This window comes from Streptomyces sp. NBC_01268, from assembly GCF_036240795.1.
In the GTDB taxonomy this organism is placed as follows: Bacteria; Actinomycetota; Actinomycetes; order Streptomycetales; family Streptomycetaceae; genus Streptomyces.
The window spans coordinates 7,862,832-7,888,370 of record NZ_CP108454.1 but is presented as its reverse complement, the minus strand read 5'-3'; the positions used below and the strand labels follow the sequence as shown (position 1 = coordinate 7,888,370).

General features: G+C 73.1%; 27 protein-coding genes. 15 read left to right on the top strand and 12 right to left on the bottom strand.

Annotated elements, in window-relative coordinates:
* Window positions 1-125 precede the first annotated feature (125 nt).
* The 5 genes from OG309_RS35250 to OG309_RS35230 all read left to right on the top strand — a co-directional run bounded on the left by OG309_RS35250 (window position 126) and on the right by OG309_RS35230 (window position 5,966).
* Window positions 126-1,325: an ABC transporter substrate-binding protein gene (locus OG309_RS35250; RefSeq protein WP_329427265.1), complete on the top strand. Its 1,200-nt coding sequence runs from the start codon at window positions 126-128 to the stop codon at window positions 1,323-1,325.
* A gap of 9 nt (window positions 1,326-1,334) precedes the next feature.
* Window positions 1,335-2,237, top strand: a complete 903-nt coding sequence (locus OG309_RS35245) for an ABC transporter permease (protein WP_329427263.1) — start codon at window positions 1,335-1,337, stop codon at window positions 2,235-2,237.
* Window positions 2,238-2,277: 40 nt separating this feature from the next.
* Window positions 2,278-3,093, top strand: a complete 816-nt coding sequence (locus OG309_RS35240) for an ABC transporter permease (protein ID WP_329427261.1) — start codon at window positions 2,278-2,280, stop codon at window positions 3,091-3,093.
* Window positions 3,094-3,146: 53 nt separating this feature from the next.
* Window positions 3,147-3,311 carry a hypothetical protein gene (locus tag OG309_RS35235; RefSeq protein WP_329427259.1) on the top strand — a complete coding sequence of 55 codons (165 nt, stop codon included), beginning with the start codon at window positions 3,147-3,149 and terminating at the stop codon, window positions 3,309-3,311.
* A gap of 132 nt (window positions 3,312-3,443) precedes the next feature.
* Window positions 3,444-5,966, top strand: a complete 2,523-nt coding sequence (locus OG309_RS35230; RefSeq protein ID WP_329427258.1) for an ATP-dependent Clp protease ATP-binding subunit — start codon at window positions 3,444-3,446, stop codon at window positions 5,964-5,966.
* Between the two features lie 282 nt (window positions 5,967-6,248).
* Here the strand turns inward: OG309_RS35230 and OG309_RS35225 are convergent, their stop codons facing one another.
* From OG309_RS35225 to OG309_RS35205, 5 genes are all read right to left on the bottom strand, one after another.
* A complete protein-coding gene (locus OG309_RS35225; protein ID WP_329427257.1) occupies window positions 6,249-6,566 on the bottom strand; it encodes a CU044_2847 family protein in 318 nt (105 codons plus the stop codon).
* A 38-nt stretch (window positions 6,567-6,604) separates the two neighbouring features.
* A complete protein-coding gene (locus OG309_RS35220; protein WP_329427256.1) occupies window positions 6,605-7,951 on the bottom strand; it encodes a L,D-transpeptidase in 1,347 nt (448 codons plus the stop codon).
* A gap of 154 nt (window positions 7,952-8,105) precedes the next feature.
* Complete coding sequence (locus OG309_RS35215; RefSeq protein ID WP_329427254.1) at window positions 8,106-8,669, bottom strand: MBL fold metallo-hydrolase; 564 nt, start codon at window positions 8,667-8,669, stop codon at window positions 8,106-8,108.
* A 148-nt stretch (window positions 8,670-8,817) separates the two neighbouring features.
* Window positions 8,818-9,303, bottom strand: a complete 486-nt coding sequence (locus tag OG309_RS35210; RefSeq protein ID WP_329427253.1) for an SRPBCC family protein — start codon at window positions 9,301-9,303, stop codon at window positions 8,818-8,820.
* Window positions 9,304-9,426: 123 nt separating this feature from the next.
* Window positions 9,427-9,930, bottom strand: a complete 504-nt coding sequence (locus tag OG309_RS35205; protein WP_329428715.1) for a TetR/AcrR family transcriptional regulator — start codon at window positions 9,928-9,930, stop codon at window positions 9,427-9,429.
* A gap of 176 nt (window positions 9,931-10,106) precedes the next feature.
* Between OG309_RS35205 and OG309_RS35200 the strand changes: the two genes are divergently transcribed.
* From OG309_RS35200 to OG309_RS35165, 8 genes are all read left to right on the top strand, one after another.
* On the top strand, window positions 10,107-11,330 hold the full coding sequence (locus OG309_RS35200; RefSeq protein ID WP_329427251.1) for an FAD-dependent monooxygenase: 1,224 nt from the start codon (window positions 10,107-10,109) through the stop codon (window positions 11,328-11,330).
* Window positions 11,331-11,370: 40 nt separating this feature from the next.
* Entirely contained in the window at window positions 11,371-11,949 is a 579-nt protein-coding gene (locus OG309_RS35195; RefSeq protein ID WP_329427250.1) for a PadR family transcriptional regulator, read from the top strand.
* Window positions 11,950-11,983: 34 nt separating this feature from the next.
* Complete coding sequence (locus tag OG309_RS35190) at window positions 11,984-12,439, top strand: peroxiredoxin (protein ID WP_329427247.1); 456 nt, start codon at window positions 11,984-11,986, stop codon at window positions 12,437-12,439.
* Between the two features lie 180 nt (window positions 12,440-12,619).
* Window positions 12,620-13,024: an SHOCT domain-containing protein gene (locus OG309_RS35185; protein WP_329427245.1), complete on the top strand. Its 405-nt coding sequence runs from the start codon at window positions 12,620-12,622 to the stop codon at window positions 13,022-13,024.
* Between the two features lie 143 nt (window positions 13,025-13,167).
* Window positions 13,168-13,959 (top strand): hypothetical protein, encoded by a 792-nt coding sequence (locus tag OG309_RS35180; RefSeq protein WP_329427243.1) that lies wholly within the window; start codon window positions 13,168-13,170, stop codon window positions 13,957-13,959.
* Between the two features lie 36 nt (window positions 13,960-13,995).
* A complete protein-coding gene (locus OG309_RS35175) occupies window positions 13,996-14,442 on the top strand; it encodes an RrF2 family transcriptional regulator (RefSeq protein WP_329427241.1) in 447 nt (148 codons plus the stop codon).
* A gap of 75 nt (window positions 14,443-14,517) precedes the next feature.
* Window positions 14,518-15,705 (top strand): globin domain-containing protein, encoded by a 1,188-nt coding sequence (locus OG309_RS35170; RefSeq protein ID WP_329427239.1) that lies wholly within the window; start codon window positions 14,518-14,520, stop codon window positions 15,703-15,705.
* 103 nt (window positions 15,706-15,808) lie between these two features.
* On the top strand, window positions 15,809-16,534 hold the full coding sequence (locus OG309_RS35165; RefSeq protein WP_329427237.1) for a rod shape-determining protein: 726 nt from the start codon (window positions 15,809-15,811) through the stop codon (window positions 16,532-16,534).
* 10 nt (window positions 16,535-16,544) lie between these two features.
* On the opposite strand, the gene OG309_RS35160 is transcribed toward OG309_RS35165, so the two are convergent.
* The 3 genes from OG309_RS35160 to OG309_RS35150 all read right to left on the bottom strand — a co-directional run bounded on the left by OG309_RS35160 (window position 16,545) and on the right by OG309_RS35150 (window position 18,801).
* Complete coding sequence (locus tag OG309_RS35160; RefSeq protein WP_329427235.1) at window positions 16,545-16,973, bottom strand: hypothetical protein; 429 nt, start codon at window positions 16,971-16,973, stop codon at window positions 16,545-16,547.
* Window positions 16,974-17,370: 397 nt separating this feature from the next.
* The gene (locus OG309_RS35155; protein ID WP_329427233.1) at window positions 17,371-18,159 is read right to left on the bottom strand and encodes a polysaccharide deacetylase family protein; all 789 of its coding nucleotides are present in this window, start codon (window positions 18,157-18,159) and stop codon (window positions 17,371-17,373) included.
* A gap of 264 nt (window positions 18,160-18,423) precedes the next feature.
* Window positions 18,424-18,801 (bottom strand): hypothetical protein, encoded by a 378-nt coding sequence (locus OG309_RS35150; protein ID WP_329427231.1) that lies wholly within the window; start codon window positions 18,799-18,801, stop codon window positions 18,424-18,426.
* Window positions 18,802-18,890: 89 nt separating this feature from the next.
* On the opposite strand from OG309_RS35150, the gene OG309_RS35145 reads away from it, so the two are divergent.
* A complete protein-coding gene (locus OG309_RS35145) occupies window positions 18,891-19,445 on the top strand; it encodes a DUF6328 family protein (protein WP_443067613.1) in 555 nt (184 codons plus the stop codon).
* A 27-nt stretch (window positions 19,446-19,472) separates the two neighbouring features.
* Here the strand turns inward: OG309_RS35145 and OG309_RS35140 are convergent, their stop codons facing one another.
* Together OG309_RS35140 and OG309_RS35135 are read right to left on the bottom strand one after the other, a co-directional pair.
* Window positions 19,473-21,020, bottom strand: coding sequence for an ATP-dependent DNA ligase (locus OG309_RS35140; protein WP_329427229.1), 1,548 nt, complete (start codon window positions 21,018-21,020; stop codon window positions 19,473-19,475).
* A gap of 256 nt (window positions 21,021-21,276) precedes the next feature.
* The gene (locus OG309_RS35135; protein WP_329427228.1) at window positions 21,277-23,109 is read right to left on the bottom strand and encodes a serine/threonine-protein kinase; all 1,833 of its coding nucleotides are present in this window, start codon (window positions 23,107-23,109) and stop codon (window positions 21,277-21,279) included.
* A 241-nt stretch (window positions 23,110-23,350) separates the two neighbouring features.
* On the opposite strand from OG309_RS35135, the gene OG309_RS35130 reads away from it, so the two are divergent.
* Entirely contained in the window at window positions 23,351-23,701 is a 351-nt protein-coding gene (locus tag OG309_RS35130) for a hypothetical protein (protein ID WP_329427226.1), read from the top strand.
* Between the two features lie 28 nt (window positions 23,702-23,729).
* On the opposite strand, the gene OG309_RS35125 is transcribed toward OG309_RS35130, so the two are convergent.
* On the bottom strand, window positions 23,730-24,479 hold the full coding sequence (locus OG309_RS35125) for a DUF4097 family beta strand repeat-containing protein (RefSeq protein ID WP_329427225.1): 750 nt from the start codon (window positions 24,477-24,479) through the stop codon (window positions 23,730-23,732).
* Between the two features lie 119 nt (window positions 24,480-24,598).
* The gene (locus OG309_RS35120; protein ID WP_329427223.1) at window positions 24,599-25,456 is read right to left on the bottom strand and encodes a sulfurtransferase; all 858 of its coding nucleotides are present in this window, start codon (window positions 25,454-25,456) and stop codon (window positions 24,599-24,601) included.
* Between the last annotated feature and the right edge of the window lie 83 nt (window positions 25,457-25,539).

Sequence of the window (25,539 nt, the reverse complement as noted above, 5' to 3'; positions counted from 1 at the left end):
CCCCACCCTCTCCCACGCACCTCCGGCACCCTCCCGCATTCCCCCGCACATTCCGTACTCCCCGCGCCTCCCGCGCCTCCCGTACTCCCCTGCACCTCCCGCACTCTCAAGCAACGGAGAACCACGTGCGTCTGCACCGCTCGCTCCTGACGGCCGCCGCCGTCTCCGGACTGCTCCTCCTCACCGCCTGCGGCTCGGCCGACCAGGCCGGTTCCGGGAAGTCCGGCGGTCTCCACCCGCCCGCCCTCAAGGCGCCCACATCGCTCGGCGCGCCCGAGGGGCAGGTCAACCTGGTCGCCTGGGCCGGGTACGTCGAAGACGGCTCCAACGACCCCAAGGTCGACTGGGTGACGCCCTTCGAGAAGCAGACCGGCTGCCAGGTCAACGCGAAGACCGCCGCCACCTCCGACGAGATGGTCGCGCTGATGAAGACCGGCGAGTACGACGCCGTCTCCGCCTCCGGCGACGCCTCGCTGCGCCTGATCGCCTCCGGCGACGCGGCCCCCGTCAACACCGCGCTCGTGCCGAACTACGCGGACGTCTTCGCCGGGCTCAAGAACAAGGAGTGGAACTCCGTCAAGGGCGTCTCCTACGGCATCCCGCACGGCCGCGGCGCCAACCTCCTGATGTACGACAAGGAGAAGGTCACGCCCGCGCCCGACTCCTGGTCGGCCGTCTTCGACAAGGCGTCCGCGCACAGCGGCAAGGTGACCGCCTACGACTCCCCCATCTACCTGGCCGACGCCGCGCTCTACCTGAAGGCCACCAAGCCGGAGCTCGGCATCAAGAATCCGTACGCGCTCGACCAGAAGCAGTTCGACGCCTCCGTCGAGCTCCTGAAGGCGCAGAACAAGCACGTCGGCGAGTACTGGAGCGACTACCTGAAGGAGGTCTCGGCCTTCAAGAGCGGCGACTCGGTCGTCGGCACCAGCTGGCAGGTGATCGCCAACCTGGCCGAGGCCGAGGGCGCCAAGGTGGAGGCGGTGCTGCCGAAGGAGGGCTCCACCGGCTGGTCCGACACCTGGATGGTGTCCGCCAAGGCCAAGCACCCGTCCTGCGCCTACAAGTGGCTCGACTGGATCGTCTCGCCCAAGGCCAACGCCCAGGTCGCCGAGTACTTCGGCGAGGCGCCCGCCAATGCCGGGTCCTGCGCGCAGACCGCGGACAAGACCCACTGTGCCACCTTCCACGCCGGCGACGAGGCCTACTGGGACAAGGTGCACTTCTGGACCACGCCGATCGAGCAGTGCCTCGACGGGCGGACGGACGCGACGTGCGTGCCGTACGCCAAGTGGGTGCAGGCCTGGAACGAGATCAAGGGCTGACGCCGTCCCATGACCAGCCTTTCCCCGATCTCCACCGCCACGCGAGCCGCCGGTCCGGTCCGGCGGCTCGCCGGGGCCCTGCACCGCAGGCCCCGGGTCCGCCTCGCCGCGCTGCTCACCGCGCCGCTGCTGTGGCTGGTGCTCGCCTATCTCGGCTCTCTGGCCGCGCTGTTCCTCTCGGCCTTCTGGACCACCGACTCGTTCACCTCCGAGGTGGTACGGGTCTGGTCGGCGCAGAACTTCCAGGAGCTGGTGTCCTCGCCGGTGTACCGGACGGTCGCCCTGCGCACGGTCGGCGTCGCCCTGGCCGTGACCGTGCTGTGCGCGCTGATCGCCTTCCCGATCGCGTTCTACACGGCTCGGGTGGCGAGCCCGCGCCGCCGCCCGCTGTTGGTGGTCGCGATCCTCACCCCGTTGTGGGCCAGCTATCTGGTGAAGGTGTACGCGTGGCGGCTCATCCTCTCGGAGGGCGGTCCGCTCGACTGGGCGCTGCGTCCGCTGGGCCTCAGCGGCCCGGGGTACGGGCTGACCGCCACGGTCATGGTGCTGACCTACCTCTGGCTGCCGTACATGATCCTGCCGGTGCACACGGCCCTGGAGCAGCTCCCGGACAACCTGCTGCACGCCTCGGCCGACCTCGGCGCGCGGGCCGGGCGGACCTTCTTCTCGGTGGTGCTGCCGATGGTGTGGCCGGCCGTCGCGGCGGGTTCGGTGTTCACCTTCTCGCTGAGCCTCGGCGACTACATCACCGTGCAGGTCGTCGGCGGCAAGACCCAGCTGCTCGGCAACCTCGTGTACTCCAACGTCACCCTCAACCTGCCGCTGGCCGCCGCGCTCGGCACCGTGCCGGTCGCCGTCATCGTGCTCTACCTGCTCGCGGTGCGGCGCACCGGAGCGCTGCGCAGCCTGTGACCGGGCCGCGGAACCCGAACCTGCGGAAGGACCGCTCCCGATGAACCTCTCCCGTCCCGCGCGGATCGCGCTGCGCACCGCGGCCGGGCTCGGCTTCGCGGTGATCTACCTGCCGCTGCTGCTCGTCCTCCTCGGCTCGCTCAACCCGGACCGCTCGGCGAGCTGGCCGCCGCCCGGGCTCACCCTGGACTGGTGGGCGGCGGCCTGGGACAACGAGGGGGCCCGCGAGGCCCTGTGGACCTCGGTGCGGGCGGGCCTCGCGGCGACCGCGATCGCGCTGGTGCTCGGCACGCTCATCGCCTTCGCCGTGCAGCGGCACCGGTTCTTCGGGCGGGAGGCGGTCTCCTTCGCGGTGGTGCTGCCGATCGCGCTGCCCGGCATCGTCACGGGCATCGCGCTCAACTCCGCCTTCGGGACCGTCCTGGCGCCGCTCGGGGTGGGCCTCGGGCTGTTCACGGTGATCGTGGGGCACGCGACCTTCTGCATCGTGGTCGTCTTCAACAACGTGACGGCACGGCTGCGGCGGCTGCCCGGCTCGTACGAGGAGGCGGCGATGGACCTGGGCGCGCACACCTTCCGCACCTTCTGGGACATCACCTTCCCGCTGCTGCGCTCGGCGCTGCTGGCCGGCGGTCTGCTGGCCTTCGCGCTCTCCTTCGACGAGGTCGTGGTGACCACCTTCACGGCGGGCCCCGGGGTGCGGACCCTGCCGCTGTGGATCTTCGACAACATGACGCGGCCTCAGCAGGCCCCGGTGGTGAACGTGGTGGCGGCGGTGCTGGTGCTGTTGTCGGTGATCCCGATCTACGCGGCGCAGCGGCTGTCCTCGGACACGGCGGGCGGCGGGCGGGTCTGAGGGATCCGGAGATCATCGTCGAGGGCGGCACCGACGGCGGTCTGTCCGGTCTGGTGAGCACCGTCGTGACGGTCGCCGCGATCGCCCTGGGCGTCCTGGTCGGCGCCGGTCTGCAGCGCAGGACCCGGCTGAGGGTCGGCGAACCGTCCCCGTCCGGCCTCCTTGACCCGGATGGCGCAGAGGACACGAAGGCTTCCGCGCCGGACCGCCCGGCCTGAATCCGTACGGTCCGGGGCCCGTGCCGGCCCCGGCCACGGCCCGTGACCGCGGCGCCCGGCGGGTGAGGGGCGCCCGTTGCTGTTCCAGTGGACGGGAACTGCCCGGAAGTCGACGCATCTGGACGGCACTCCATGACCATGTCCCCCTTCGGATCCTTCGGCGGCTCAGACCCGTTCGGCGGCTCCGACCACTTCAACGACCTGCTCAACCGCTTCTTCGGCATGACCCCCGCAGCCTCTCCCCCGGCCGTGCAGCGGGTGCCGATCGGCCGGCTGCTCACCGATTCGGCCCGTGACCTGCTCGGCCGGGCCACCACCAAGGCCGCCGAGGACGGCAGCGCCGATCTGGACACCGAGCACCTGCTGTGGGCGTGCACCCAGGTCGAACCGGCCCGCGGGCTGCTCGCGCGCTCGGGGGCCGACCCCGACGAGCTGGGCAAGGCCGTCGCCCAGGTGCTGCCCGGCGAGAGCGGCGTGCCGTCCGCCGAGCCGGGGCTCACTCCGGCCGCCAAGCGGGTGCTGCTGCGCGCCTTCGAACGGTCCCAGGAGTCGGGGGTCTCGTACATCGGCCCCGAACACGTTCTGGGCGCCCTGCTCGACAGCCCGTCCTCCGCCGCGGCCAGGCTGCTCGGCTCGTACGGCACGGACGTGGGGACGCTGCGCTCCACCGCCGACCGGCAGGCCCGTGCCGAGGCCCCGCCCGCGGCCAAGCCGGAGTCGAAGACGCCGACCCTGGACGAGTACGGGCGGGACCTCACGGAGGAGGCCCGCGCGGGCAAGCTGGACCCGGTGGTCGGACGGGCCGACGAGATCGAGCAGACCGTGGAGATCCTCTCCCGCCGCTCGAAGAACAACCCGGTGCTCATCGGCGAGCCGGGCGTCGGCAAGACGGCCATCGTCGAGGGCCTGGCGCAGCGGATCGTGGCGGGCGAGGTGCCGCGCACCCTGGAGGGCAAGCGGGTCGTGGCCCTCGACCTGTCGGGCCTGGTCGCCGGGGCGCAGTACCGCGGCCAGTTCGAGGAGCGGCTGAAGAACGTCATCGACGAGGTGAAGGAGGCCGCCGACTCGACGGTCCTGTTCATCGACGAACTGCACACCGTGGTGGGCGCGGGCGCCACCGGCGAGGGTTCGATGGACGCGGGCAACATGCTCAAGCCGGCCCTCGCGCGCGGCGAACTGCATGTCGTCGGCGCGACGACGATCGACGAGTACCGGCGGTACGTGGAGAAGGACGCGGCCCTGGAGCGGCGCTTCCAGCCGGTGCTGATCCCCGAGCCGACCGTCGAGGAGACCATCGGCATCCTGGAGGGCCTGAGGGACCGTTACGAGGCCCACCACCAGGTGCGCTACGGCGACGACGCCCTCGCGGCGGCGGCCGAGCTCTCCGACCGCTACGTCCGCGACCGCTTCCTGCCCGACAAGGCGATCGACCTCATGGACCACACCGGCGCCCGGGTGCGGCTGCGCTCGCTCGGCCGGTCCACCGAGGTCGTCGAACGCGAGGACAGGCTGGCCAAGCTGCGCCGCGAGAAGGACGAGGCGGTGGCGGCGGAGGACTTCGAGCGCGCCAACGGCCTCAAGCAGGACATCGCCCGCATCGAGGGTGAGCTCGCGGGCATCGAGGAGCGCCGCGAGGGCGTCCTGGAGGTGACGCCCGCCGACATCGCCGAGGTGCTGTCCCGGCGCACCGGCATCCCCGTGACGCAGATGACCGAGAACGAGAAGGAGCGGCTGCTCAAGCTGGAGGACGCCCTGCACAGTCGGGTGGTCGGCCAGGACGAGGCGGTCGTGGCGATCGCCCAGGCCGTGCGCCGCAACCGGGCCGGCATGGGCGACCCGAAGCGGCCCGTGGGCTCCTTCCTCTTCCTCGGCCCCACGGGAGTCGGCAAGACGGAGCTGGCCAAGGCACTGGCGGAGCTGCTGTTCGGCGAGGAGGACCGGCTGATCCGCTTCGACATGAGCGAGTTCCAGGAGAAGCACACCGTCTCCCGGCTGGTCGGCGCCCCGCCCGGATACGTCGGTCACGAGGAGGCCGGGCAGCTCACCGAGAAGGTGCGCCGCCAGCCGTACAGCGTGCTCCTCTTCGACGAGGTGGAGAAGGCGCACCCGGACGTCTTCAACACGCTGCTCCAGGTCCTCGACGACGGGCGGCTGACCGACGCGCAGGGCCGCACGGTCGACTTCCGCCACTGCGTGGTCATCATGACCTCGAACATCGGCGCCCAGCGGATCCTCGCCCACCACGGCGACGTGTCGGAGATCCGCGAGGACCTCAAGCAGGACCTGCGGGACTACTTCCGGCCCGAGTTCCTCAACCGGATCGACGAGACGATCATCTTCCACGGTCTCGGCGAGGCGGACCTGTCGCGGATCTTCGACCTGCTGATCGACCAGAGCAAGCGGCGGGTGAAGGCGCAGGGGCTGGACCTGGAGGTGACGGAGGCGGCGAAGAAGCTGCTCGTCGCCCACGGGCACCAGCCGGAGTTCGGCGCCCGCCCGCTGCGCCGCACGATCCAGACGGAGCTGGACAACCGGATCGCCTCGCTGCTGCTGGGCGGAGTGGCCGACCCCGGGGACACGATCGTCGCGGACGTCGAGAACGACGCTCTGGTGTGCCGGACCGAGAAGCCGGAGCGGGCCGGGACGGACGCCTAGCCTCCGTGGACCCGTACGGACCCGCCCGGCTTGCGGCGGGTCCGTACCGGGTGCCGATCGGAAGGACGCGTCGGCCGCACACTCCGCCGCACCACCGGAGGGGAGCCCATGGAGCCGCAGCAGTCGCCCCAAGGACCGCCGTCGACACGGGAGTCCGCCCAGGAGCCCGCCCGGGGACCTCGGGTCGAGCCGGTCCGTCTGGCGATCGGCGTCACGATCGGCTCGCTGCTCTCGGCGGCCGGTCGGGGCGCGGTCCGCACGGACTGCACCGCTGCGGGGCCTTCACCCCTGCTCCTTGGCCCATTCCAGGGTGACCTTCAGGTTCGCGGTCGCCGTGCCCTGGACGACGAGCGCGGTGAGCTTGCCCGCCTCCACGCCGAGCTGGCAGCCGAACTCCACCACCGCCCGGTCGGGCGCGGCCTGGTGCAGCGCGTCGCCGAGCTGGCCCGCGAAGGAGGACAGCGCGGCGGTGACTCCCGACAGGTCGGGCAGCCGGTCGTGCAGGCCTTCCAGCTCGTCGGAACCGCGCGCCGGGACGAGCGGCTCCACCTCCACGTACAGCACGCCGTCGGCGAGTTCGACCTTGGTCATCTCTGTCATCGTCACTCCTGGGTACGGGGCGGGCGGCCGGTCCGGGCTCAGAGGTCGGGCCGCAGCGCACCCGGGGCGTGCCCCGCGCCGGAGGCCCCGGGACCGAGTGCGCTGCCCCGGCGCCACTCGGCCCAGCTGAGGTTCCAGTCTCCGTAGCCGTTGTCGAACGGGCTCATCGGCTCGCCGAACGCGTTGACCACCCGCACGAGGTCGCCCTCTCGGACGGTGCCGTAGAACCAGGCCGCGTCCTCGGTGCTCATGCCGGTGCAGCCGTGGCTGACGTCCTCGCTGCCCTGCGCGTCCAGCGACCAGGGGGCGGCGTGCAGGTACTCGCCGCTCCACGTCACCCGGGTGGCCCAGCGGACCTTGAGGTCGTAGAAGTCCTTGCTGCCACGGGTGATGCCGATGGAGTCGCCGCGCATGCGGACGGTGGGCTCCTTGCCGAGGACGACCTTGACGCCGCCGCGGGTGCGGTAGCCCTCCTTGCCGGTGGTGACCGGGATGGTGCGGATGAGCCGGCCGTTGCGGTAGACGGTCATGGTGTGCGCGGTGACGTCCGTGACGGCCTCCACGTGGTCGCCGGTGGTGAGGGTGAGCGGCGCGGAGGGGGCGCCGAACAGCCCGTCGGTGACCCGGACCCTGTCGAGCGCGCTGTGGACGCGGATGGTGGCGTGGGCGGGCCAGTAGGTGCGCGGACGGTAGTGGAGGGTGGTGGGGCCGACCCAGTGCCAGGCGCCGACGGCCCGGGGGGTGGAGCGGACGTCGAGGGCCCGTTCGACGGAGCGCCGGGCCTCCGGGTCGGTGGCGGGCACGGGGTGGCTGAGTTCGGCGGTGATCGGCTGGCCCACGCCGTACGTGTCGTCGCCGGAGCCTGCCCCTCGGGTGGGGCCGAACTCGGCGGTGAGCCGTTCGCCCTGGGGGGCCGCTCCGATACCCAGGTCGAGCCGGGCGCGCCGGCGGCGGAACCGGCCGCCGTCGGTGCGCTCGACGACGAGGCGCGCCGTGTAGCGGGCGCCGGCGGGGAGCGGCGCCGTGCTGGTCCAGAGGGCGCCGTCGGCGCTCACCGCTCCGGCGACGCGGTGGCCCTTGTGGTCGGTGACGGTGACGTCGGCGAGCCGTCCGTGGGTGCGGAGGGCGAGGGCCAGCGGCCCGAGGGCGGTGCGTCCGTCGAGGGCGATCGGGGGCCTGGGTCCGTCGAGGAGGAGGGTGCGGCGGGGGACGGCGCACAGTCCGCCGTCGTCGACGGGGCAGGCGTCGACCGAGACGAGGGCGGGGGCCGCCGCCGGGACGTCGGGGGCGTCGGCGGCCGGCGGCTGGGCCGCGTTGGCGGCGAGGAGGGCTCCCGCCGCGAGGGAGAGCGCCCCCCACCCCTTGATGCTGCTGCGTGACGCCACGTCGGGCACCCACCCCTTCTCGCCTGCGCCGATCCGGTCCGACTGGTGCATCAAAACCGATCGGGGACGGAAAAGATGATCAACTGACCGGGCGTGGCGTGGGAGAGGCCCGCGAGACGACTCGAAAGCACCAACGAGGGGGCGGGTGCGGAGGTCAGCCGGGCGTCGCCGCGGTGGGGGCGAAGGGCTCCCCGTGGCCGGGGACGACGAGGACCGGGCCGAGGGCGAGGACGGTCCGGCGCGAGGCGTGCAGGGCCTCCGGGTCGGTCGCGTAGGGGTCCTCGGGCGGGCCGTCGGCGGACCACCAGAGGTGGGTGAGGACGACGAGTCCTCCGTCGGTGTCGACGAGGGTGCTGATGTCCTCCGGGGTGTGCCCGGGGGTGGCGGCGAGCCGGATCGACGGGGAGAGCGCGAAGCCGTCGGCGGGGCGGTCGGTCCACAGGTCGTCCTGGTAGATCGCCCAGTGGTCGTGGTACCGGGCGGCGGGGAAGAGCGCCGCGTTGAGCGTGTGGTCGGGGTGGTGATGGCTGAACACGACGTCGGTGACCTGCTCGGGGGTCAGGCCGGCGGCGGCGAGCGGCGCCAGGATGAGGGCGCGGTCGGCGACCATGCCGGGGTCGACCACGACGACCGTGTCCCCGTCGCGGAGCAGGGTGACGGTGGAGGCGGTGCGCGGGCCGACGTAGCCGGCGGTCAGGACGGTCACGGTGGCGGTCATGCGCGCACGCTAGCGCGTCACGCTGGGCCGTTCGGGGGAATTCCACGGGACCGCGGCACCTGGTCACGACCGGTGGCGCGGCGGACGGGCGAACGCCCGAGGGCCGACTGGTGGGCGAGGAGCCGGCGGACGGGCGGAGTGCCCGGGCTCAGCGTGGGACCTCCGGCAGTTCCTCACCCGTCTCCAGGAGGGACTTCAGGCTGGAGATGAGGGCGGGCCAGCCCTCGCCCACCAGGCCGCGGATCGTGCCGTCGGGCTCCAGGTCGTCGTGGACGACGGTGAGCTTCACCATGTCCCCGGCGGGCTCGATCCCGAACGTCACCTTGGAGCGGCGCTCCCCGGCCAGGCGGGCGTAGACCTCCGGGTCGATCCGGACGGCCTCGGCCCAGGCGGGGGTGAAGGTGTGCCAGGTGTAGGCGAGGCGGCGGCCGGGCTCGGCGTCGAGGACGACCTGCTCGGGGTCGCTGGTCCTGCGGCCGTTCTCGTCCCAGACCATGGCGGAACCGGCGGCCCAGTCGGTCTCGAAGGCCACGCCCCAGTAGCGGCGGGTGAGTTCGGGCTCGGTCAGCGCCGCCCACAGCTCGTCGGGTGTGGTGCGGATGTACGTCGTGTAGACGAACGCGTTGCTGTCCATCGGGGCTTGCTCCATTGCGGACGTCAGGTCGGCGGGGGCGTTGACCGGGGCGGCCTTCGGATAGTGCAGCTTCTCCCGCCACCGGCCGCGTCGCACCGCGACGGACAGCCATTCGGCCGCACGTCAGCGGAGTGCGGCGGCCACGAGCCCCTCGATCTCCTCCCGCACCGCGCCCGGCGCCCGCCCGGCGGCCACGACCCGGTCCAGGACCAGGCCGTCCACGCAGGCGAGCAGGGTTAGGGTGCGTGCCTCGGGGTCCGTCACGCCGTGTGCGGCGAGGAAGCTGCGTACCGCCTCGCGCCCGGGATTCCTCCTCGGCACCAGGATCGCGCGCAGCTCGGGGTCGCGCACGCTCTCCAGGACGCAGGCGTAGCGGGCCAGGGAGCGGCGCCGTCCCTCCCCGCTCGTCCGCGCGGCGACGAGCAGGGCGAGGCCGTGGACCAGATCGGCGGGGGTGCGGAGCGCGGGGGCGTTCTCCGCGGCGGCCCGGAGCTCGGCCTGGTCCAGTTCGACGAGCCGCAGGACCAGGCCGGTGAGCAGGGCGGACCTGGTGCGGAAGTACGCGGAGGTGGTCCCCGTCGGCAGCCCGGCGGCGGCGTCCACGGCCCGGTGCGTGAGGCCGCGCATGCCCGCGTCGGCGAGGACGCCGAGGGCCGCGTCGGCGAGCAGGGTGCGGCGGGCGGGGGCGGGTGCCGGGGATGCGGAAGTCACCCCCTCTTTCTACACCTGTAGAGAGCGGCGCTACGCTCCCGCCATCACCTTCTACGGATGTAGAAGGCGTCGTACGGGAGTGGGGGCGCACCATGGGACACACCGCCGTCGTCGTCGGCGCGGGCATCGGGGGGCTGGCCGCCGCGGTCGGACTCCGCGGCATCGGCTGGGAGGTGCGGGTGGTGGACCGCGCGCCCGCCCTCGCCGACGCGGGGGCCGGGATCTCCCTCGCGGCGAACGGCATCCGCGCGCTGGACGCCCTGGGTCTCGGCGCCGCCGTACGGGCAGCCGGGCGCGGCCAGTACACGGGAGGCACCCGCACCCCGCGCGGCTCCTGGCTCGCCCGGATGGACGGCTCGGCCCTCGAACGCGCCCTCGGCTCCCCCATCGTGGGCCTCCCGCGCGCCGAACTGCACCGCCTGCTGCGCGGCGCGCTGCCGCCCGGGACGGTACGTACGGGAGTGACCGTGACGGGGGTGGAGCCGCCCGGGGAGGACGGCCGGACGCGGCTGACGTACACGTCGGGGGCTGCGGACACGGTGGGCGCCGCCCGCTCGGAAGGGGATCCGGGCGGGTGTCCGGAGGCGGATCTCGTGGTCGCCGCGGACGGCGTCGGCAGCCGCCTGCGCGGCGCCCTGTTCCCCGCCCATCCGGGCCCGGTCCACAGCGGTTCGACGGTGCTGCGGGCGATCACGGAGCGGCCGGTGGAACTGCGTACCGACTTCGAGCTCACCTGGGGACACGGGGCCGAGTTCGGGCACCTCGCCTTCGCCGACGGGCGTGCGGAGTGGCACGCGGTGCTCAACTCCCCGGCCGGGGTCCGGCACGAGGACCCCCTCGCCGTGCTGCGGCGGCGCTTCGCCGACTGGCACGCGCCGGTCCCCGGCCTCCTCGCCGCGACCCGGCCCGAGGACGTCCTCCACCACGACATCGCCGAACTGGCCACTCCCCTGCCGTCGTTCACGGCCGGCCGGGTGGCACTCCTCGGAGACGCCGCTCACGCCATGACCCCGAACCTCGGCCAGGGCGCCTGCCAGGCACTGGAGGATGCCGTGGTGCTGGCCGCGGCACTCGACACCGAGCCGGGCGTGACGGCCGCGCTCGCCCGGTACGACGCCGAACGGCGCCCGCGCACCACGGCCGTGGCCTCCGCGGCCCGGCAGGCCGGGCGGATGGGGCAGCAGCTCGCCCACCCGCTCGCCGTACCTTTGCGCAACGCCCTCCTGCGCCTGACCCCGTCGGGCGTCGCCCTGCGGATGATCCTGCGCCACGCCGACTGGACCCCGCCCCTCACCAGGGCTTTCACCGGTGAATAGGTGCGGAGGAAACTATTGAACGAACTGCTACTTTGTCCGGATGTCTCTCAAGCACGCGGTCCTTGCGGCCCTTTTGGAGGGCGAGGCGTCCGGATACGACCTGGCCAAGCTCTTCGACGTGTCCGTGGCCAACTTCTGGGCGGCCACGCCGCAGCAGCTCTACCGGGAGCTGGACCGGCTCTCCGAGGCCGGCCTGATCGAGGCCCGCGTGGTGCAGCAGGAACGACGCCCCAACAAGCGCATGTTCACCCTCACCGAGACGGGCCGCGAGGACCTCGTCGCCTACACCTCGCACCCGCCGAAACCGACGGCGGTACGCGACGAGCTCATGGTGCAGGTGCAGGCCTGCGACGAGGGCGACACGGCGGCGGTGCGGCAGCACGTGCGGGATCGGATGGAGTGGGCCCGCGGCAAGATCGCGCGCTACGAGCGGCTGCGGGAGTGGCTGCTCGACGGACGCGACGAGGAGACCTACCTCCGCGAGGCCGAGCGGATCGGCCCGTACCTCAACCTGATGCGCGGCCGGGCCTTCGAGGAGGAGAACGTGCGCTGGGGCGAGCGGGTCCTCGCGGTCCTCACCGCGCGCGAGGCCTCGTCCCGGGTGCGCCAGGCCCAATGACGCCTGGGACTACCGTGCGGTAGCGTCGCTGCGCATGAACGTCGGTGACATCGTCGAGGACTTCACTCTTCCGGATGAAACGGGGACGCCCCGCTCCCTCTCGGGCCTGCTGGCCGAGGGGCCGGTCGTCCTCTTCTTCTACCCGGCCGCCCTCACTCCGGGGTGCACGGCCGAGGCCTGCCATTTCCGCGACCTGGCGGGCGAGTTCCGCGCGCTGGGGGCAAGGCCCGTCGGCATCAGCACGGACGAGGTGGAGCGGCAGCAGGAGTTCGCCGAACGCCACTCGCTCGGCTATCCCCTGCTCTCCGACCCCACGGGTTCCGTCCGGGACGGGTTCGGGGTGAAGCGGGGCTTCTCGCTGGCGCCGACGAAGCGCGTCACGTTCGTCATCGACCAGGACCGGAAGGTACTGGAGGTCGTGCGCAGCGAGCTGCGGATGAGCGCCCACGCGGACCGCGCGCTCGCGGCGCTCCGGGCGCGCGTGCACTGAGCCCGCGCGTCCCATGTGATTCCCTCGTGTGCGCGTGCCGTTCGCGTGTGCCCGCCCATCCGAACACGGCCTCAGCCGGTCCGCACCCCGGCGCTGCCACGACATGCGGGACCACGTGGGGTCGACAAGACTCGCTTTCACGTCGGGCCGTTCGAGGTCGGCGGGAAACGGAGTACAGGCATGGACGACTACCCTCTGCTCAACCTCTTCTGGACCATGCTCTGGTTCTTCCTCTGGATCATGTGGCTCTTCCTGCTGTTCAAGGTCATCACGGACATCTTCCGCGACCACGAACTCGGCGGCTGGGGCAAGGCGGGCTGGCTGATCCTCTGCATCCTGTTGCCCTACGTGGGCGTGCTGATCTACGTCATCGCACGCGGCAAGGGGATGGGGAAGCGCGACATCAAGCAGGCCCAGGACAGCGAGGCGGCGTTCCAGGACTACATCCGCAAGACCGCGGGAACCTCGCCGGGCGGCGGCTCGGGCAGCAGCGTGGACGAACTCGCCCGCCTGTCGGAGCTGAAGGACAAGGGAGCCATCACGCACGAGGAGTTCGAGAAGGCGAAGGCCAAGGTCCTGTCCTGACCGGATCGGACGGCGAGGAGCACCAGGCGCCCGCGGAACTCACCCGCTCCCTGCTGCGCGCGGCGAGCGCGCAGCCGGGGCGGCTGCCGGAGCTCCTCGCCGACTTCGCGACCCGCCGGCTGGGCCACGGGGCCGGCCGGACGGTGGAGCGGCTGCGCGCGGGGCACCCCGACGAGACTCCGGAGCGGCTGCGCGCCAGGATCGTGGCGCGCGGCACCCGGGCGGCGACGTCGGAGGGTGCGTTCGTGGGCGGGCCGTTCCTGGTGTTCATCCCGGTCGCGTTCTGCGCGGCGCTCCTCTCGCAGGCGCGGATGATGCTGGAGCTGGCGGCCCTCGAAGGCCGGGATCCGACCGACGACGAACGGACCGCCGAGCTGCTGGTCCTGCAGGGGGTGTACGAGGACACCGACGCCGCGCGGGCCGCGCTGGCCGCCCCGCAGGCCCCGGCCGCGAAACGGCCGGGGCGGTTCGCCGCCCTGTGGGACATGGTCATGCGGATGGCACGGCTGCTCGGACTCGTCACCCCTTCGGACGGCGGGACCGGGCTTCTCGTACGGCTCGGCCAGTGGGTGCTGGTCGGCGCGGTGTTCCTGGTCGGTCTCGTGGCCCCGCTGGTGTGGCTGCCGTACCTGGCCTCCGCGTACTACCGCGGTACGGCCCGGGTCGCGGACCGGGCGACGCTCTTCTACTCCGGCGCGCGGCTGCCGCGCCGCAGCGGCCGGCTGTCCCCTGCGGTGGCGGCGGCCTCGGCGCGGGCCGCGCTGTCCCTGATCGTTCCGCTGGTGGCGCTCACGCTGGTCGCGTTCACGGACGCCCGGATCGCCGACCGGCAGTGGCCGGTCCTCGGTATCGCTCTCTTCTCGGCGTCGATGGTGGTGGGCGGCTGGTGGGTGTGGCGGCACCACGGACGGCACACCCGTGAGCCACACCCTTAATACGTATGGGAAATACGCCTTTGATACGGTCGTTCCGTGCGGTTGACCAAATTCACCGACCTGGCGCTGCGTGCCGTGATGCGTCTGGCGGTCTCCGGGCGGGACGACACCCCCACCACGCGCGAGGTGGCGGACTCCATGGCCGTCCCCTACGCCCACATGGCGAAGGTGGTCACGCGCCTCCAACACCTCGGCGTGGTCGAGGCGCGGCGCGGCCGGGGCGGCGGACTGACGCTCACCGATCTCGGCCGACGGTCCTCGGTGGGCTGGCTGGCCCGAACGCTGGAGGGCGAGGAGGAGGTCGTCGCCTGCGACGGCGATCCACCGTGCCCGCTGCGTACGGCGTGCCGGCTGCGCGGCGCGCTGCGCGAGGCACAGGAGGCGTTCTACCGCACCCTCGACCCCCTCACCGTCGCGGAGCTGGTCGAGTCCCCCACCGGACCGGTGCTCCTCGCCCTGTCCGTGAGCCGCCCCGCCGACTGACGGCACCCCCGCGCACCACGCGGGGTTTCCGCATCGTTTTAAATACGCAGATCATCTACCAGATATGGAGCCGTCATGCTGTCCGAGCAGGCCACCCCGGTCGTCCGAGCCACCCTCCCCGTCGTCGGCGGAGCGCTCGACGAGATCACCGAACGGTTCTACGCGGGGCTGTTCGCCGCCCACCCCGAGCTGCTGCGGGACCTCTTCAACCGCGGCAACCAGGCCACCGGCGACCAGCGCAAGGCCCTGGCCGGCTCCATAGCCGCCTTCGCCGGCGCCCTGCTCGCGCAGCCCGAGGCCCGCCCGGACGTGATGCTCTCCCGGATCGCCCACAAGCACGCCTCGCTCGGCGTCACCTCCGCGCAGTACAAGGTGGTCCACGAGCACCTCTTCGCCGCCATCGTGTCCGTGCTCGGCGACGCCGTGACCCCCGAGGTCGCCCGCGCCTGGGACGAGGTGTACTGGCTGATGGCCAACGCCCTCATCGCCATCGAGGCCCGCCTCTACCAGGAGCAGGGCGTCGCGGAGGGCCAGGTGTGGCAGCCGATGGAGGTCGCGGAGCGCCGCACCGAGACCCCCGACACCGTCTCCCTCGTGCTGCGCCATGTCGACGGGCGCCCCACCGGCGGCTTCCGGCCCGGCCAGTACGTCAGCGTCCAGGTCACGCTCCCGGACGGCGCCCGGCAGATCCGCCAGTACAGCCTCTCCGCCGCGCCCGGCCGACCCGAATGGCGGATCACCGTCAAGCGCGTCGAGGGCGACCCGGCCGGCGAGGTCTCGTCCTGGCTGCACGCGCACGCCGGCGTCGGCGGCCGGGTCACCGTGTCGGCCCCGTTCGGCGACCTCGTCCTGCCCGAGGGCGACGGACCGCTACTGCTGGCCTCTGCCGGCATCGGCTCGACGCCCATGCTGGCGATGCTCGACCACCTCGTGACCACCGGTTCGCAGCGCCGCGTGACCGTGGTCCACGCCGACCGCACGCCCGGGAGCCACGCGCACCGCGCGGAGCTGCGCCGCCTCGTCGACGCGCTGCCGCAGGGCTCGCTGCACCTCTGGTACGAGGAGCCGGGCACCGAAGCGGCGGGGCGGGGCCGGGCCGAGGTCTCGACCCTGGACCTGCCGGAGGACGTCACGGCGTACCTCTGCGGCCCGCTGCCCTTCATGCGCGCCGTGCGCGGCGATCTCCTCGCCCGCGGCATCGCCCCGGCGGCCGTGCACTACGAGGTGTTCGGGCCCGACCTGTGGCTGGGCACCGAGGCCTGAGCGGTCGCATCGCCTGCAATCCGATGGGCCATGGCGTTTCCGCCCGGGATATTGCATAGTGATGCCGCTAAATCACCTCATGATCAGCGGCAGGAGCGGGCGAATGGGCACGACGCAGAAGGCGGTTCACGGACTCGCCCTGGACATCGGCAGCTCCCGTACCCGGGTGTGGGCGCCCGGGGCGGGCGTCGTCGCGGACGTGCCCAGCGGACCGGTCCGGCGCGGGCGGGTCACCGACGCGACCCCGCACCGGCACCTCCTCCGCGAGGTCGTCGACTCGGCGTTCGGGGGGCTGGACGACGCCGTCGTGATGCTCTGCCACCCGGTCCTCGCCGGCCCTGCGGAGCGCGAGGAGACCCGTCGGATGGTGGCCGGTCTCGGTGCCGCGCGGGTCGTCTCGGTGAACAGCGCCCGTGCCGCGGCGGCCTACGCCGGCCCCTCGGGCGGCGGCCCGCTGCTCGTGGTCGACCTGGGGGCGGAGCTCACCGAGGTCACCCTCCTGGTCGACGGCATGGTCCAGGACGCCCGGCTGGCCGAGGTGGGCCTCGACGACCTCGCGGAGGCCGGCGGCTCGGCGGACGCCGTGGTGCGCGCGGCCGCGGAGATGGTGCGGGAACTGTGGTGGCGGGACTCCACGGGCGCGGTCCGCGGTGCGCTGGGCCGCGGCGTCCTCGTCACCGGCGGCGGCGCGCTGCGCCTCGACCTGACGAGCCGCCTCGCACTGCGCCTCGGCGTCCGGCTGCGCCTGGCGAACGACCCGGCCACGAGCACCGTGCGGGGCGCGGGCCTACTGCTCTCCTCTGCCCTGCGGCACCCGGGCGGCCGCTGACCTTCCGGCCTCACCGGGCCCCTGCCTCCCCGGGCGTACCGGGGAGTCGGCACGGTGGCGGCACGACCTGGGCGTGGAACCAACACGTCTGGTCGCCGTAGAGGCTCGCGCGGGCCGTGGTCGTGCAGCCGTCGCCGTCGGCAGTGACGGTGAGCCCGTTGGTGAGGGTCAGGGACGGTTCGCGGGGGTCGCCGCCGAAGAGCGCGGCCGGGAGTCGGCGGTCCTCGGCGGGGGCGCGCGCCCTGGACGGGAGGGCGAGGCCGCGGCCGCCGATGCAGTCGGCGACCAGGCTCCGTTCGGCGACCTTGAGGAGCCGGTCCTGCCCCAGCCGCGTGGTGTCGGCGGGGGGTCCGGACGGGCCGGGTCGGACGGTGGTGCAGCCGGCCAGAACGAGGGCGGCGGCGGCCGTCACGAATGCGCGGCGGGTTCCATGGCGCAAGGAGTTCCCCCTGGTGGCGGGCCTGATCGGTGCGGTCCGGCGGCTTGGCGGCCACCGTTCGTGGCGATCCATGCCCGGCGCCGGACCGGCCATGCGAGGGGTTCGCGCGACTCACTCGAAGGGGTAGAACGCGCCGGAGCGCGCGCCGCCGGAGAGGCGTTCGCGGCGTGCGCCGCACCCACGACAAAGCCCCGGTTGGACGGGGGATTCCAACCGGGGCCGTTTGCCGTGACCTGTGAAGGGCGGCCGCCACATGGGGGGGACCTAGGGCGCCGGGCCCCTTCGCTGTCACATACTGATGAACGGTAAACCTTCACCCATTGTTCCCGGGTGTCCGCTGTGCCGCATGTGAGTCACCTCACCCGTTTTGGCGCCCGATACCACCGTCCTGGACGAGTCAGTCGTCCTTCTCGGGGCGGTAGACGGCGCCGGGCTCGGCCTTCCCCGGGGCGAGCAGCTCGGGCACGGTCACGAAGGTGTAGCCCTGGCGCTTCAACTCGTCGATGATCCCCGGCACGGCGGGGACGGTGCCGTCGTATATGTCGTGGAGCAGGATGATCCCGTCCCGGTGCGCCTGCTCCAGCACGCGCTTGCGGATGAGCGCGGAATCGGTGGTGGAGTAGTCCTTGGCCGTGATGCTCCACAGGATCTGGGCGAGACCGAGTTCGCGGCTCACCTCGGCGACGGTGTCGTCGGTGCGGCCCTGCGGCGGGCGCATGAGGGTCGGCTTGCGGCCGGTGATCTTCGCTATCGCGTCCTGCGTGCGCGAGAGCTCCTCACGGACCTCGGAGGCGTCCAGGTCGGTGAGGATCTCGTGGGACCAGGTGTGGTTGGCGACCTCGTGACCCTCGTCCGAGATCCGCTTGACGACCTGGGGGTAACGCTCCACGTGCTTCTTGCCGAGAAGGAAGAAGGTCGCGTGGACCTTCTTCTCCTTGAGCACGTCGAGAAGGTGGGGCGTGTCCTTGCCCGGCCCGGCGTCGAAGGTCAGCGCGATGCACTTGACCTTGTCGCAGTCCACACCGCCGGCCGGCGCCGCACCCTTGAGGCCCGCCGCTGCTCCGCCGCGCGCGTCACCGGGAGTGACCGTGTCGGCGGAGCAGCCGGCGAGGGTGAGGACCAGCGAGGCCGCGGCAAGGAGGGCGACAGCCGGCCCCCGGCGACGGCCCGACGTGGTTCGGAACATGATCAACCCGCTTTCCCCGATGATGGTTCGAGTACCGGGGCCCACGTGGGTCATGACGGGGCCCTGCGGCACAGCCAGCACTCTACACACGGTGTATAGCCGTCCGGTCGGGGGGTCCCCGCCCTGCTCCGGGCAGGCAGGTGCGCACCCCCTCGGGCACACGACGGCCCCGGGCGGCGCCCGTCCGCTCCGCCCGGGGGCTCGGGGGTCACGGGGTCAAGAAGTCATCGAGTGACGAGATCTTCGGGCCTTCGGGCCTTCAGGTCATCGGGAGGCGAGGAGGATCCGCGCCTCGGTCTCCTGGTCGCCGGAGACGGATTGCAGGGACTGGATGGCGAAGTTGCGCGCCAACACCTTCTCGACCTCGTCGACGGCGTGGTAACCGCCGGTGAGGGTGGCGCCGACCATGGCGCTCAGCTTGACCGGCGGGGTCGCCTCGTGCCGGCCGCCCGCCGTGTCGAAGGTGGCCATCCAGACGGTGGTGGCGGGCCCGGTGGCCGCCTTGGGACCCGGTGCCGTCGTGTCCTCGACCTGGTAAGTGTGGTCGAGGACCTCGAAGACGGCCTGGGCGTCCTCCCGGCAGCAGTCGTCCAGCTGCACGGTGACATCGGTGTCGATGTGCAAGTCGTACACGTCGCTCATCTCCTCGTGTCCCGCTTTCCAGGATGCCTCCCGGCAGGGCATCCCGCGAGGTTCGTGCCACGGTGGAGGGGAGCGACACGGGAGGACACGTGGCCGGAACACCGGAGGGACGCACGGGGCCCACGGGAGCGACCGGGCCTGCGGAACCGGACCGGCACGACGACGGGCTGATCCGCGGGCGCCACGAGACGCCGGAGGAGCGGGCCGACCGGCGCTGGGGCGAGCTGATGCAGGAGATCCGGGTCGTCCAGACGGGCGTGCAGATCTTCTTCGGCTTCCTCCTCACCGTCGTGTTCACGCCCCGCTTCGCGGAGCTTCCCGACACCGACCGGACGATCTACGTGGTCACCATCTCGCTCTCCGCCGCCGCCATCGGCGCGCTGATCGGACCGGTCTCCTTCCACCGGATGCTCGCCGGCCGGCGCCTCAAGCCCCGGGTGGTGGCCTGGACTTCCCGGCTGATCCTCATCGGGCTGGTGCTGCTCCTCGCGACCCTCACCGCGGCCCTGTTGCTGGTGCTCCGGGTGGCGACCGGGGGCGTCTACGTGCCCTGGCTCGTCGGGAGCCTGTTCGTCTGGTACGTGCTGTGCTGGTTCGTCCTGCCGCTCTGGGTGCGCGGCCGTCACCCGTCGGACGACGACTGACCGCCCCGCCGGCACGGCCGGTCCGGCTCAGTCGCCCGCGAGGACCCGCTCGACGGTGTCGGCCCCGGCGGCGCTCTTGTCGGGGCGGTGGCGCAGCACCCTGGCGAAGCGCAGGGTCACCCCGGCCGGGTAGCGGGTCGAACGCTGGAGCCCGTCGTAGGCGACCTCCACGACGAACTCGGGCCGCACCCGCACGGTGAAACCGTCGTCGGACACGGCCAGTTCGCGGAGCCTCTCGGTCTGCAGGCGGAGCATCTCGTCCGTCAGTCCCTTGAAGGTCTTCCCCAACATGACGAAGGTGCCGTCGGCGGCCCGTGCCCCCAGGTGCAGGTTGGACAGCAGCCCCGTCCGCCGCCCGTGGCCCCACTCGGCGGCGAGCACGACCAGGTCCAGGGTGTGCACGGGCTTCACCTTCAGCCAGCTGCGTCCCCGGCGCCCAGCGACGTAGGGCGCGTCGAGCGCCTTCACCAGCACGCCCTCGTGGCCCCGGGCGAGCGTGTCCCGGAAGAACCGCTCGGCCGCCTCGGCCGCGCCGGGCTCCCCGGGGCGGGCGACGACACTGCGGCGCACCCGCAGCGGTTCGGGCAGCAGCCGGGCGAGCACCTCGTGGCGCTCCTCCCCCGGCAGGTCGACGAGCACCCGGCCGTCCGCCGCGAGCACGTCGAAGAAGACGGGCGACAGCGGCAGCCCGGCCCGCGCGCCGACGACGTCGAGGCGGGAGCCGACCCGGGAGGCGATGTCCTGGAACGGCATCGGCCGCCCGCTCGCGGGGTCGACCGCGATGACCTCGCCGTCGAGGACCAACCCGTCGCCGCGCGTCTCCAGGGCGACGGCCACGACCTCGGGGAGCCGGTCGGTGATGTCGTCGAGGGAGCGGGTGAACACGCGGATTTCGTCGCCGAGGCGGTGGACCTGGATCCGGATGCCGTCCAGCTTCTCCTCCACCACGCAGGGCCCCAGCGCGGCGACGGCCTCCGTCACGCTGGCGGCGGTGTGGGCGAGCATCGGCTGCACCGGGCTGCCGACCCGCAGCGTGAACGTGCCGAGCACGGCGGCGCCCTCGGCGAGCACGGCCCTCGCGACCCGCGGCAGCGACCCTTCGAGCATGACGGCCCGGCGCAGTTCCTCCGGCGGCACCCCGGCGGCTCGGGCGACCCCTTCCAGGGCGATGGCGTCCAGGGCGCCCTGGCGCACCTCCCCGGACAGCAGCCGGACCAGGAACTCCTGCTCCGCGAGGGTCGCGGCCTCCATCAGCCCGTGCACGAGCTCGGCCCGCCGGGCCTGTGCTCCCGCGCCGGAGACCCCGGCGAGCTCCGCCATGACCGCGTCCGTGCCGGTGAGGGTCAGCGTCGGCCGCTCGGCGGGCCCGACGGCCGGCGGGACGACGTGCTTGAGCACGCTCCAGCCGACCCCGATCCGCCCCTGGGGAAGCCGCCCGGAGAGATAGGCGATGACCAGCGGGCTCTCCTCGGGCACGGCCTCCGCGAACAGCTCGGCCAGCAGGCCGATCTTCCGCGACCGCGCCGAGGTGGCCGCGACCTCTCCCGACACCTCCGCGACCCGGGCCAGCAACATGCGCCCATCGTGCCCGCGCCCGGGCCCCGCCGCACCCCGGCAGGAGCGCGGCGGCGCGGCCGCCGGCACGCGGATCACCGCGCGCGACCGACCCCCTCGACCAGCAGCCACGCCACCACGCTCGCCCCGCCCGTGCGGACCGTGTCGGCCACGGCGACGGACAGGGGGCGGGGCTCGGGCGCGAGGTTTGTTCGGAACGCGGCCGCCAGGGACCCGGGCGACCGCGCCACACGCGCCCCGTTGCCGCTGTCGAGGCCTAGTCCTGCTGCACGTCCTCGGCGTTGCGCCAGATCGTGAGGTCGAACTTGACGTACGTGGTCGAATCCTTCTCGCCGGACCTGCCCCGGTAGGTCGCCAACGAGATGTGGCCGGCCTTGCTCAGCACACAGATCTGCGATCCGTTCGTGAGCTGGTCGAGACCGAGCTTCTCGGTGAATCGGGTCACCTCGCGGCAGGTCTTGAGCGAGCCCTTCTCGGAGTTCTTCAGCAGGACCAGCTTCCCGTTCGAGGAGCCCACCTTCTCGTCCCCGAAAAGGGTGTCCCGGTAGTAGTAGAGGTCCGCGTGCCCGTACAGCACGCCCGCGCCGGTCGGCTCTTCGGCCGGGCGCGGCGGGCTGTCGGCCAGCTGCAGCTGGTGGTTCTGCGGCACGTCGATCCCCTGGTAAGAGACCGGCTTCGGGTCGGCTTGCTTCTGGCCCGAGCCCGGCGAAGCGCCGGCGCCCGTCGCACCACCGCCGGACGCCTTGGAGTCGCCGGTCTTGTCCTTGCCGTCCGGCAGCAGGGAGCCGATGACCGCGAGTCCGATCACCGCGGCCACGATGGATCCGGCGACGATCAGCCCTGTCCGCTTGCGACGGGGTGGCTGCGGCGGCGCGAATCCCGGGGCGTGGAAGGCCGGCGGCGTCCTGTAGCCCGGCGCGTACGAGTGCTGGGGGTGGGTGGGCTGCGGGTACGAGTGCTGGGGCTGGGTGGGCTGCGCGTACGGGGGCGGCGTCGGATAGGCGGGCGGCGTCCCCACAGCGGGCTGCGTCGGCGCGGCCTGTGTCGGCGCGGCGGCCAAGCCGGTCGGCGTGTACGGGGACACGGCGGCGGACGGCGCAGGCGTGCCCGGGGCCGGCGACGGTGAGGAGACCTCGGTCGGCGTCTGAGGCGCACCTGTCGGCGCGGGGGTGGGCGCGGGGGCGGGCAGTTTGAGCCGCTCGGTGATGGAACCCACCACGGCCTGCGGCAGCCAGTGCTCGCCCTGGCGCAGCGGTTCGTCCGCGGCCTCGTGGCAGAGCTCGATGACCTCGGTCAGAGAGGGGCGGTCGGCCGGGTCACGACTGAGGCAGCGGGCCACCACGGGCCGCAGTTCGCCGGGCAGCCCGCTGAGGTCGGGGTCCTCGTGGACGATCCGGTAGAGCACGGCGTGCGAGGACCCGTCGCCGTACGCGGAGGCCCCGAGGGCGGCGAAGGCCGCGATCTGGCCGAGGGCGAAGACGTCGGTGGCCGACGTGACCGTACCGGTCGAGGCCTGTTCGGGCGCCATGAAGGCCGGAGTACCGACGCTGACGCCGGTGTTGGTCAAGGCGGTGCTGTCGGCGGCCCGAGCGATGCCGAAGTCGATGACGCGCGGGCCGTCGGAGGCGAGGAGGACGTTGGCGGGCTTCAGGTCGCGGTGGACGATGCCCGCGCCGTGGATCACGTGGAGGGCCTCGGCGACACCGACGATCAGCAACAGCACGCTGCGTGTGGGCAGTGCGCCATACAGGGACACGGCGTGGGCGAGCGAGGGGCCGGGCACGTAGGCCGTGGCCAGCCAGGGCTGGGGGGCCTCCGTGTCCGAGTCGATGACCGGCGCCGTGTAGAGGCCCTGGACCCGCTGCGCGGCTTGCACCTCCTGCCGGAAGCGGCGCCGGAACTCGGGGTCCTCGCTGAACTCGGCCCGGATCACCTTGATGGCGATGGGCCGGCCGCCCGGCGTGTACGAGAGGTACACCTTGCCCATGCCGCCCGCCCCCAGGACGGCCGCCAGGCGGTAGCCGCCCACGACGGCCGGATCGTCGGCCCTGAGCGGTTGGAAGAAGTCGGCCGAAGGTGCACTGCCCATAAGGAACCATCCCCTGTTGACGGCGATTCAGCTCCTGCCGACGCCCCCGAAGTCAACCGCGAGGGTACCCAATGATCGGCCTGCCTGGTGCACCCGGCCGGTGCAGCGCCCGGAGCCCGGTCGCTCCGGCACCAGCAAGGCGTGGCCTGGTCGCGGACGCGGACGCGCACGCGCACGCGCACGCGGTCGACGAGGGACGAGGTGGTCGGCCGCCACCAGAGCCACCGTCCACGACGACCGCGTGGAGTTCCGGACGTCGGCCTTCGTCGAAGCGGCTGACGAGGCGTACCCCTCCCTCGCGATCCGCGAGCACCTGCGCAACCGCGGGATCCAGGCGGCCCTCCCCGCTCCCGCCGATCAGCGCGGCCACCGGCTGCGGCGCGACAACCGGGGCGGCGGGGCGCCGCCGGGCAACTGGGGTGGCGCGTCGTCGGCCTTCGACCGCGAGGCGTACGAGCAGCGCAACACCGTCGACCGCTGCGTCAGCCGCCTGAAGCACTGGCGAGGCATCGACACCCGCCACGAGCAGACAGCGACGGTCCGCTCGGCCGGAGTGCACGTCGCGGGCATCCTCCTCTGGTCCTCCAGGTGATCCGAACGAAACGGCCTAGGGCTGGGGCTCAGAGCCGGGATATGCGGACGTCGCCCGACGTCGTCTTCACCGAGAGGTGCGAGGGAGCGGCCGGGTCCGTGGGGACGGTGATCTCTCGCGAGCCGGAGGAGGTGTCGATGTCGACCCGGTACGGGGCCGGGGGGACCTGCACCGTGGCATCGCCCGAGGTGGTCTCCACGGCGACCGAGTTCGGAGCCTTCGGGAAGACCAGGCGGACGTCGCCCGAGTCGGAGTGGGCGTCCACGCTAGGGGCGCCCAGGTTCTCGGCGGTGATCGGGCCCGAGGAGGTACTGATCTTCAGCGGGCCGGCGATCCGGTCGGCCCTGACCGAGCCGGAGGAGGTCTCGATCTCGGCCGCCGCGACCCCCGCCACCGTGATGTCCCCGCTGCTGCTGTCGAGCGTGACCTTGGCGGAGGCCGGCACCTCCAGCCGGTAGTCGACCGAGCAACTGTCGGAGCAGGTGCCGTTGGTGAGGGTCAGTACGCCGCCGGAGACCCGCTGGGCGGGCTCCGGCACGGTGTCGCCGCGGTAGTGGACGGTACGGCGGACCGTGACGCCCGGCCCCGTGCCCGGGGTGACTTCGATGGAGCCGCTTCGGGCGTCCGAGACGTCGACCGCGGTGATGGCCTCGGTGACCGTGGCGTCGGCGCTCGCCGTCTTCTTCGGGCCGTCGTCGAACGAGCAGCCGGTCAGGAGCAGTCCGGCGGCCAGAGTGACGGTGAGGGAGACGGAAGCGGTGCGCGAGGTCCTGGTCATGACTTGATCGTGCCCGTGCGGTAGCGGGCCGACCATGGTGGCTGTGCCCGTCTTCGGGGTGGGGCTGGCACCACCCCGAAGACGCGTCGGGCCCCGTACGAGGGAACGCGGCGAGCCGTCTACACCTCCACGGTGACCGGCCTGTCCGGCGACGGCACGCCCCACTCGCTCCAGGAGCCGTCGTACACCGCGAGGTCCTCGTACCCGGCCAGTTCGGCGCCCAGCGCGAGCACACAGGCCGTGACCCCGGAGCCGCAGCTGAAGTACAGCCGCTCCCGCTCCCCCACCAGCCCCTCGAACGCCGCGCGGAGCTCGGCGGCGGGCCGCATCAGGCCGTCGGGGCGCTGGAGTTCCCCGAAGGGAAGGTTGAACGCGCCCGGCATGTGGCCGCCGCGCAGACCGGGGCGGGGCTCGGGGGCGGTACCGGCGAAGCGTCCGCGGGTACGGGCATCGAGCACGGCGGCGGCCGGGTCGGCCAGGGCCGCCGAGACGGTGGCGCCGTCCACCAGCAGCCCGGCCCGCGGACGGGCCGTGAAGGACCCGCGCGGGCCCTCGTACGCCGGCCCGTGCTCCTCCACCGGCTGCCCGGCGGCGAGCCACGCGGGCAGCCCGCCGTCGAGGACGGCGACCCGGTCGAAGCCCATGGCGCGCAGCATCCACCAGGCGCGGGCGCTGGAGTAGATGCCGGCCCCGTCGTACGCGACCACCGTGGCGGTGTCGTCGACGCCGAGGGCGCGCATCGCCTCGGCGAACGCGGCGGCGCCGGGCATGGTGTGCGGGGCGGGGGCGGCGTGGTCGGACAGCGCGCCGTCGAGGTCGAAGGGGCGGGCACCCGGAATCCTGCGCTCCGCGCCGCGGTGGGCGCCGACGGAGGCGTCGAAGACGACCAGCCCGGGTGCTCCCAGGCGCGCCGCGAGCCAGTCGGCACCGACCAGCGGCCCGGGCGGCGTGAGCGTGAGCGATCGGGCTGCGTCCATACGGCACCTCCGGCGAAGTCGTCGGCCCTCGGCAACAGCGGCCCCGCCGCCATCCTCCTACGCCCCGCGGCCCCAACCCGCCC

Bases quoted from the DNA above. Each gene is read 5' to 3' on its own strand.
- OG309_RS35245 (WP_329427263.1), top strand. From the start codon at position 1,335: ATGACCAGCCTTTCCCCGATCTCCACCGCCACGCGAGCCGCCGGTCCG.
- OG309_RS35240 (WP_329427261.1), top strand. From the start codon at position 2,278: ATGAACCTCTCCCGTCCCGCGCGGATCGCGCTGCGCACCGCGGCCGGG.
- OG309_RS35230 (WP_329427258.1), top strand. From the start codon at position 3,444: ATGACCATGTCCCCCTTCGGATCCTTCGGCGGCTCAGACCCGTTCGGC.
- OG309_RS35225 (WP_329427257.1), bottom strand. From the start codon at position 6,566: ATGACAGAGATGACCAAGGTCGAACTCGCCGACGGCGTGCTGTACGTG.
- OG309_RS35215 (WP_329427254.1), bottom strand. From the start codon at position 8,669: ATGACCGCCACCGTGACCGTCCTGACCGCCGGCTACGTCGGCCCGCGC.
- OG309_RS35210 (WP_329427253.1), bottom strand. From the start codon at position 9,303: ATGGACAGCAACGCGTTCGTCTACACGACGTACATCCGCACCACACCC.
- OG309_RS35205 (WP_329428715.1), bottom strand. From the start codon at position 9,930: ATGCGCGGCCTCACGCACCGGGCCGTGGACGCCGCCGCCGGGCTGCCG.
- OG309_RS35200 (WP_329427251.1), top strand. From the start codon at position 10,107: ATGGGACACACCGCCGTCGTCGTCGGCGCGGGCATCGGGGGGCTGGCC.
- OG309_RS35195 (WP_329427250.1), top strand. From the start codon at position 11,371: ATGTCTCTCAAGCACGCGGTCCTTGCGGCCCTTTTGGAGGGCGAGGCG.
- OG309_RS35190 (WP_329427247.1), top strand. From the start codon at position 11,984: ATGAACGTCGGTGACATCGTCGAGGACTTCACTCTTCCGGATGAAACG.
- OG309_RS35185 (WP_329427245.1), top strand. From the start codon at position 12,620: ATGGACGACTACCCTCTGCTCAACCTCTTCTGGACCATGCTCTGGTTC.
- OG309_RS35170 (WP_329427239.1), top strand. From the start codon at position 14,518: ATGCTGTCCGAGCAGGCCACCCCGGTCGTCCGAGCCACCCTCCCCGTC.
- OG309_RS35165 (WP_329427237.1), top strand. From the start codon at position 15,809: ATGGGCACGACGCAGAAGGCGGTTCACGGACTCGCCCTGGACATCGGC.
- OG309_RS35155 (WP_329427233.1), bottom strand. From the start codon at position 18,159: ATGTTCCGAACCACGTCGGGCCGTCGCCGGGGGCCGGCTGTCGCCCTC.
- OG309_RS35150 (WP_329427231.1), bottom strand. From the start codon at position 18,801: ATGAGCGACGTGTACGACTTGCACATCGACACCGATGTCACCGTGCAG.
- OG309_RS35140 (WP_329427229.1), bottom strand. From the start codon at position 21,020: ATGTTGCTGGCCCGGGTCGCGGAGGTGTCGGGAGAGGTCGCGGCCACC.
- OG309_RS35135 (WP_329427228.1), bottom strand. From the start codon at position 23,109: ATGGGCAGTGCACCTTCGGCCGACTTCTTCCAACCGCTCAGGGCCGAC.
- OG309_RS35125 (WP_329427225.1), bottom strand. From the start codon at position 24,479: ATGACCAGGACCTCGCGCACCGCTTCCGTCTCCCTCACCGTCACTCTG.
- OG309_RS35120 (WP_329427223.1), bottom strand. From the start codon at position 25,456: ATGGACGCAGCCCGATCGCTCACGCTCACGCCGCCCGGGCCGCTGGTC.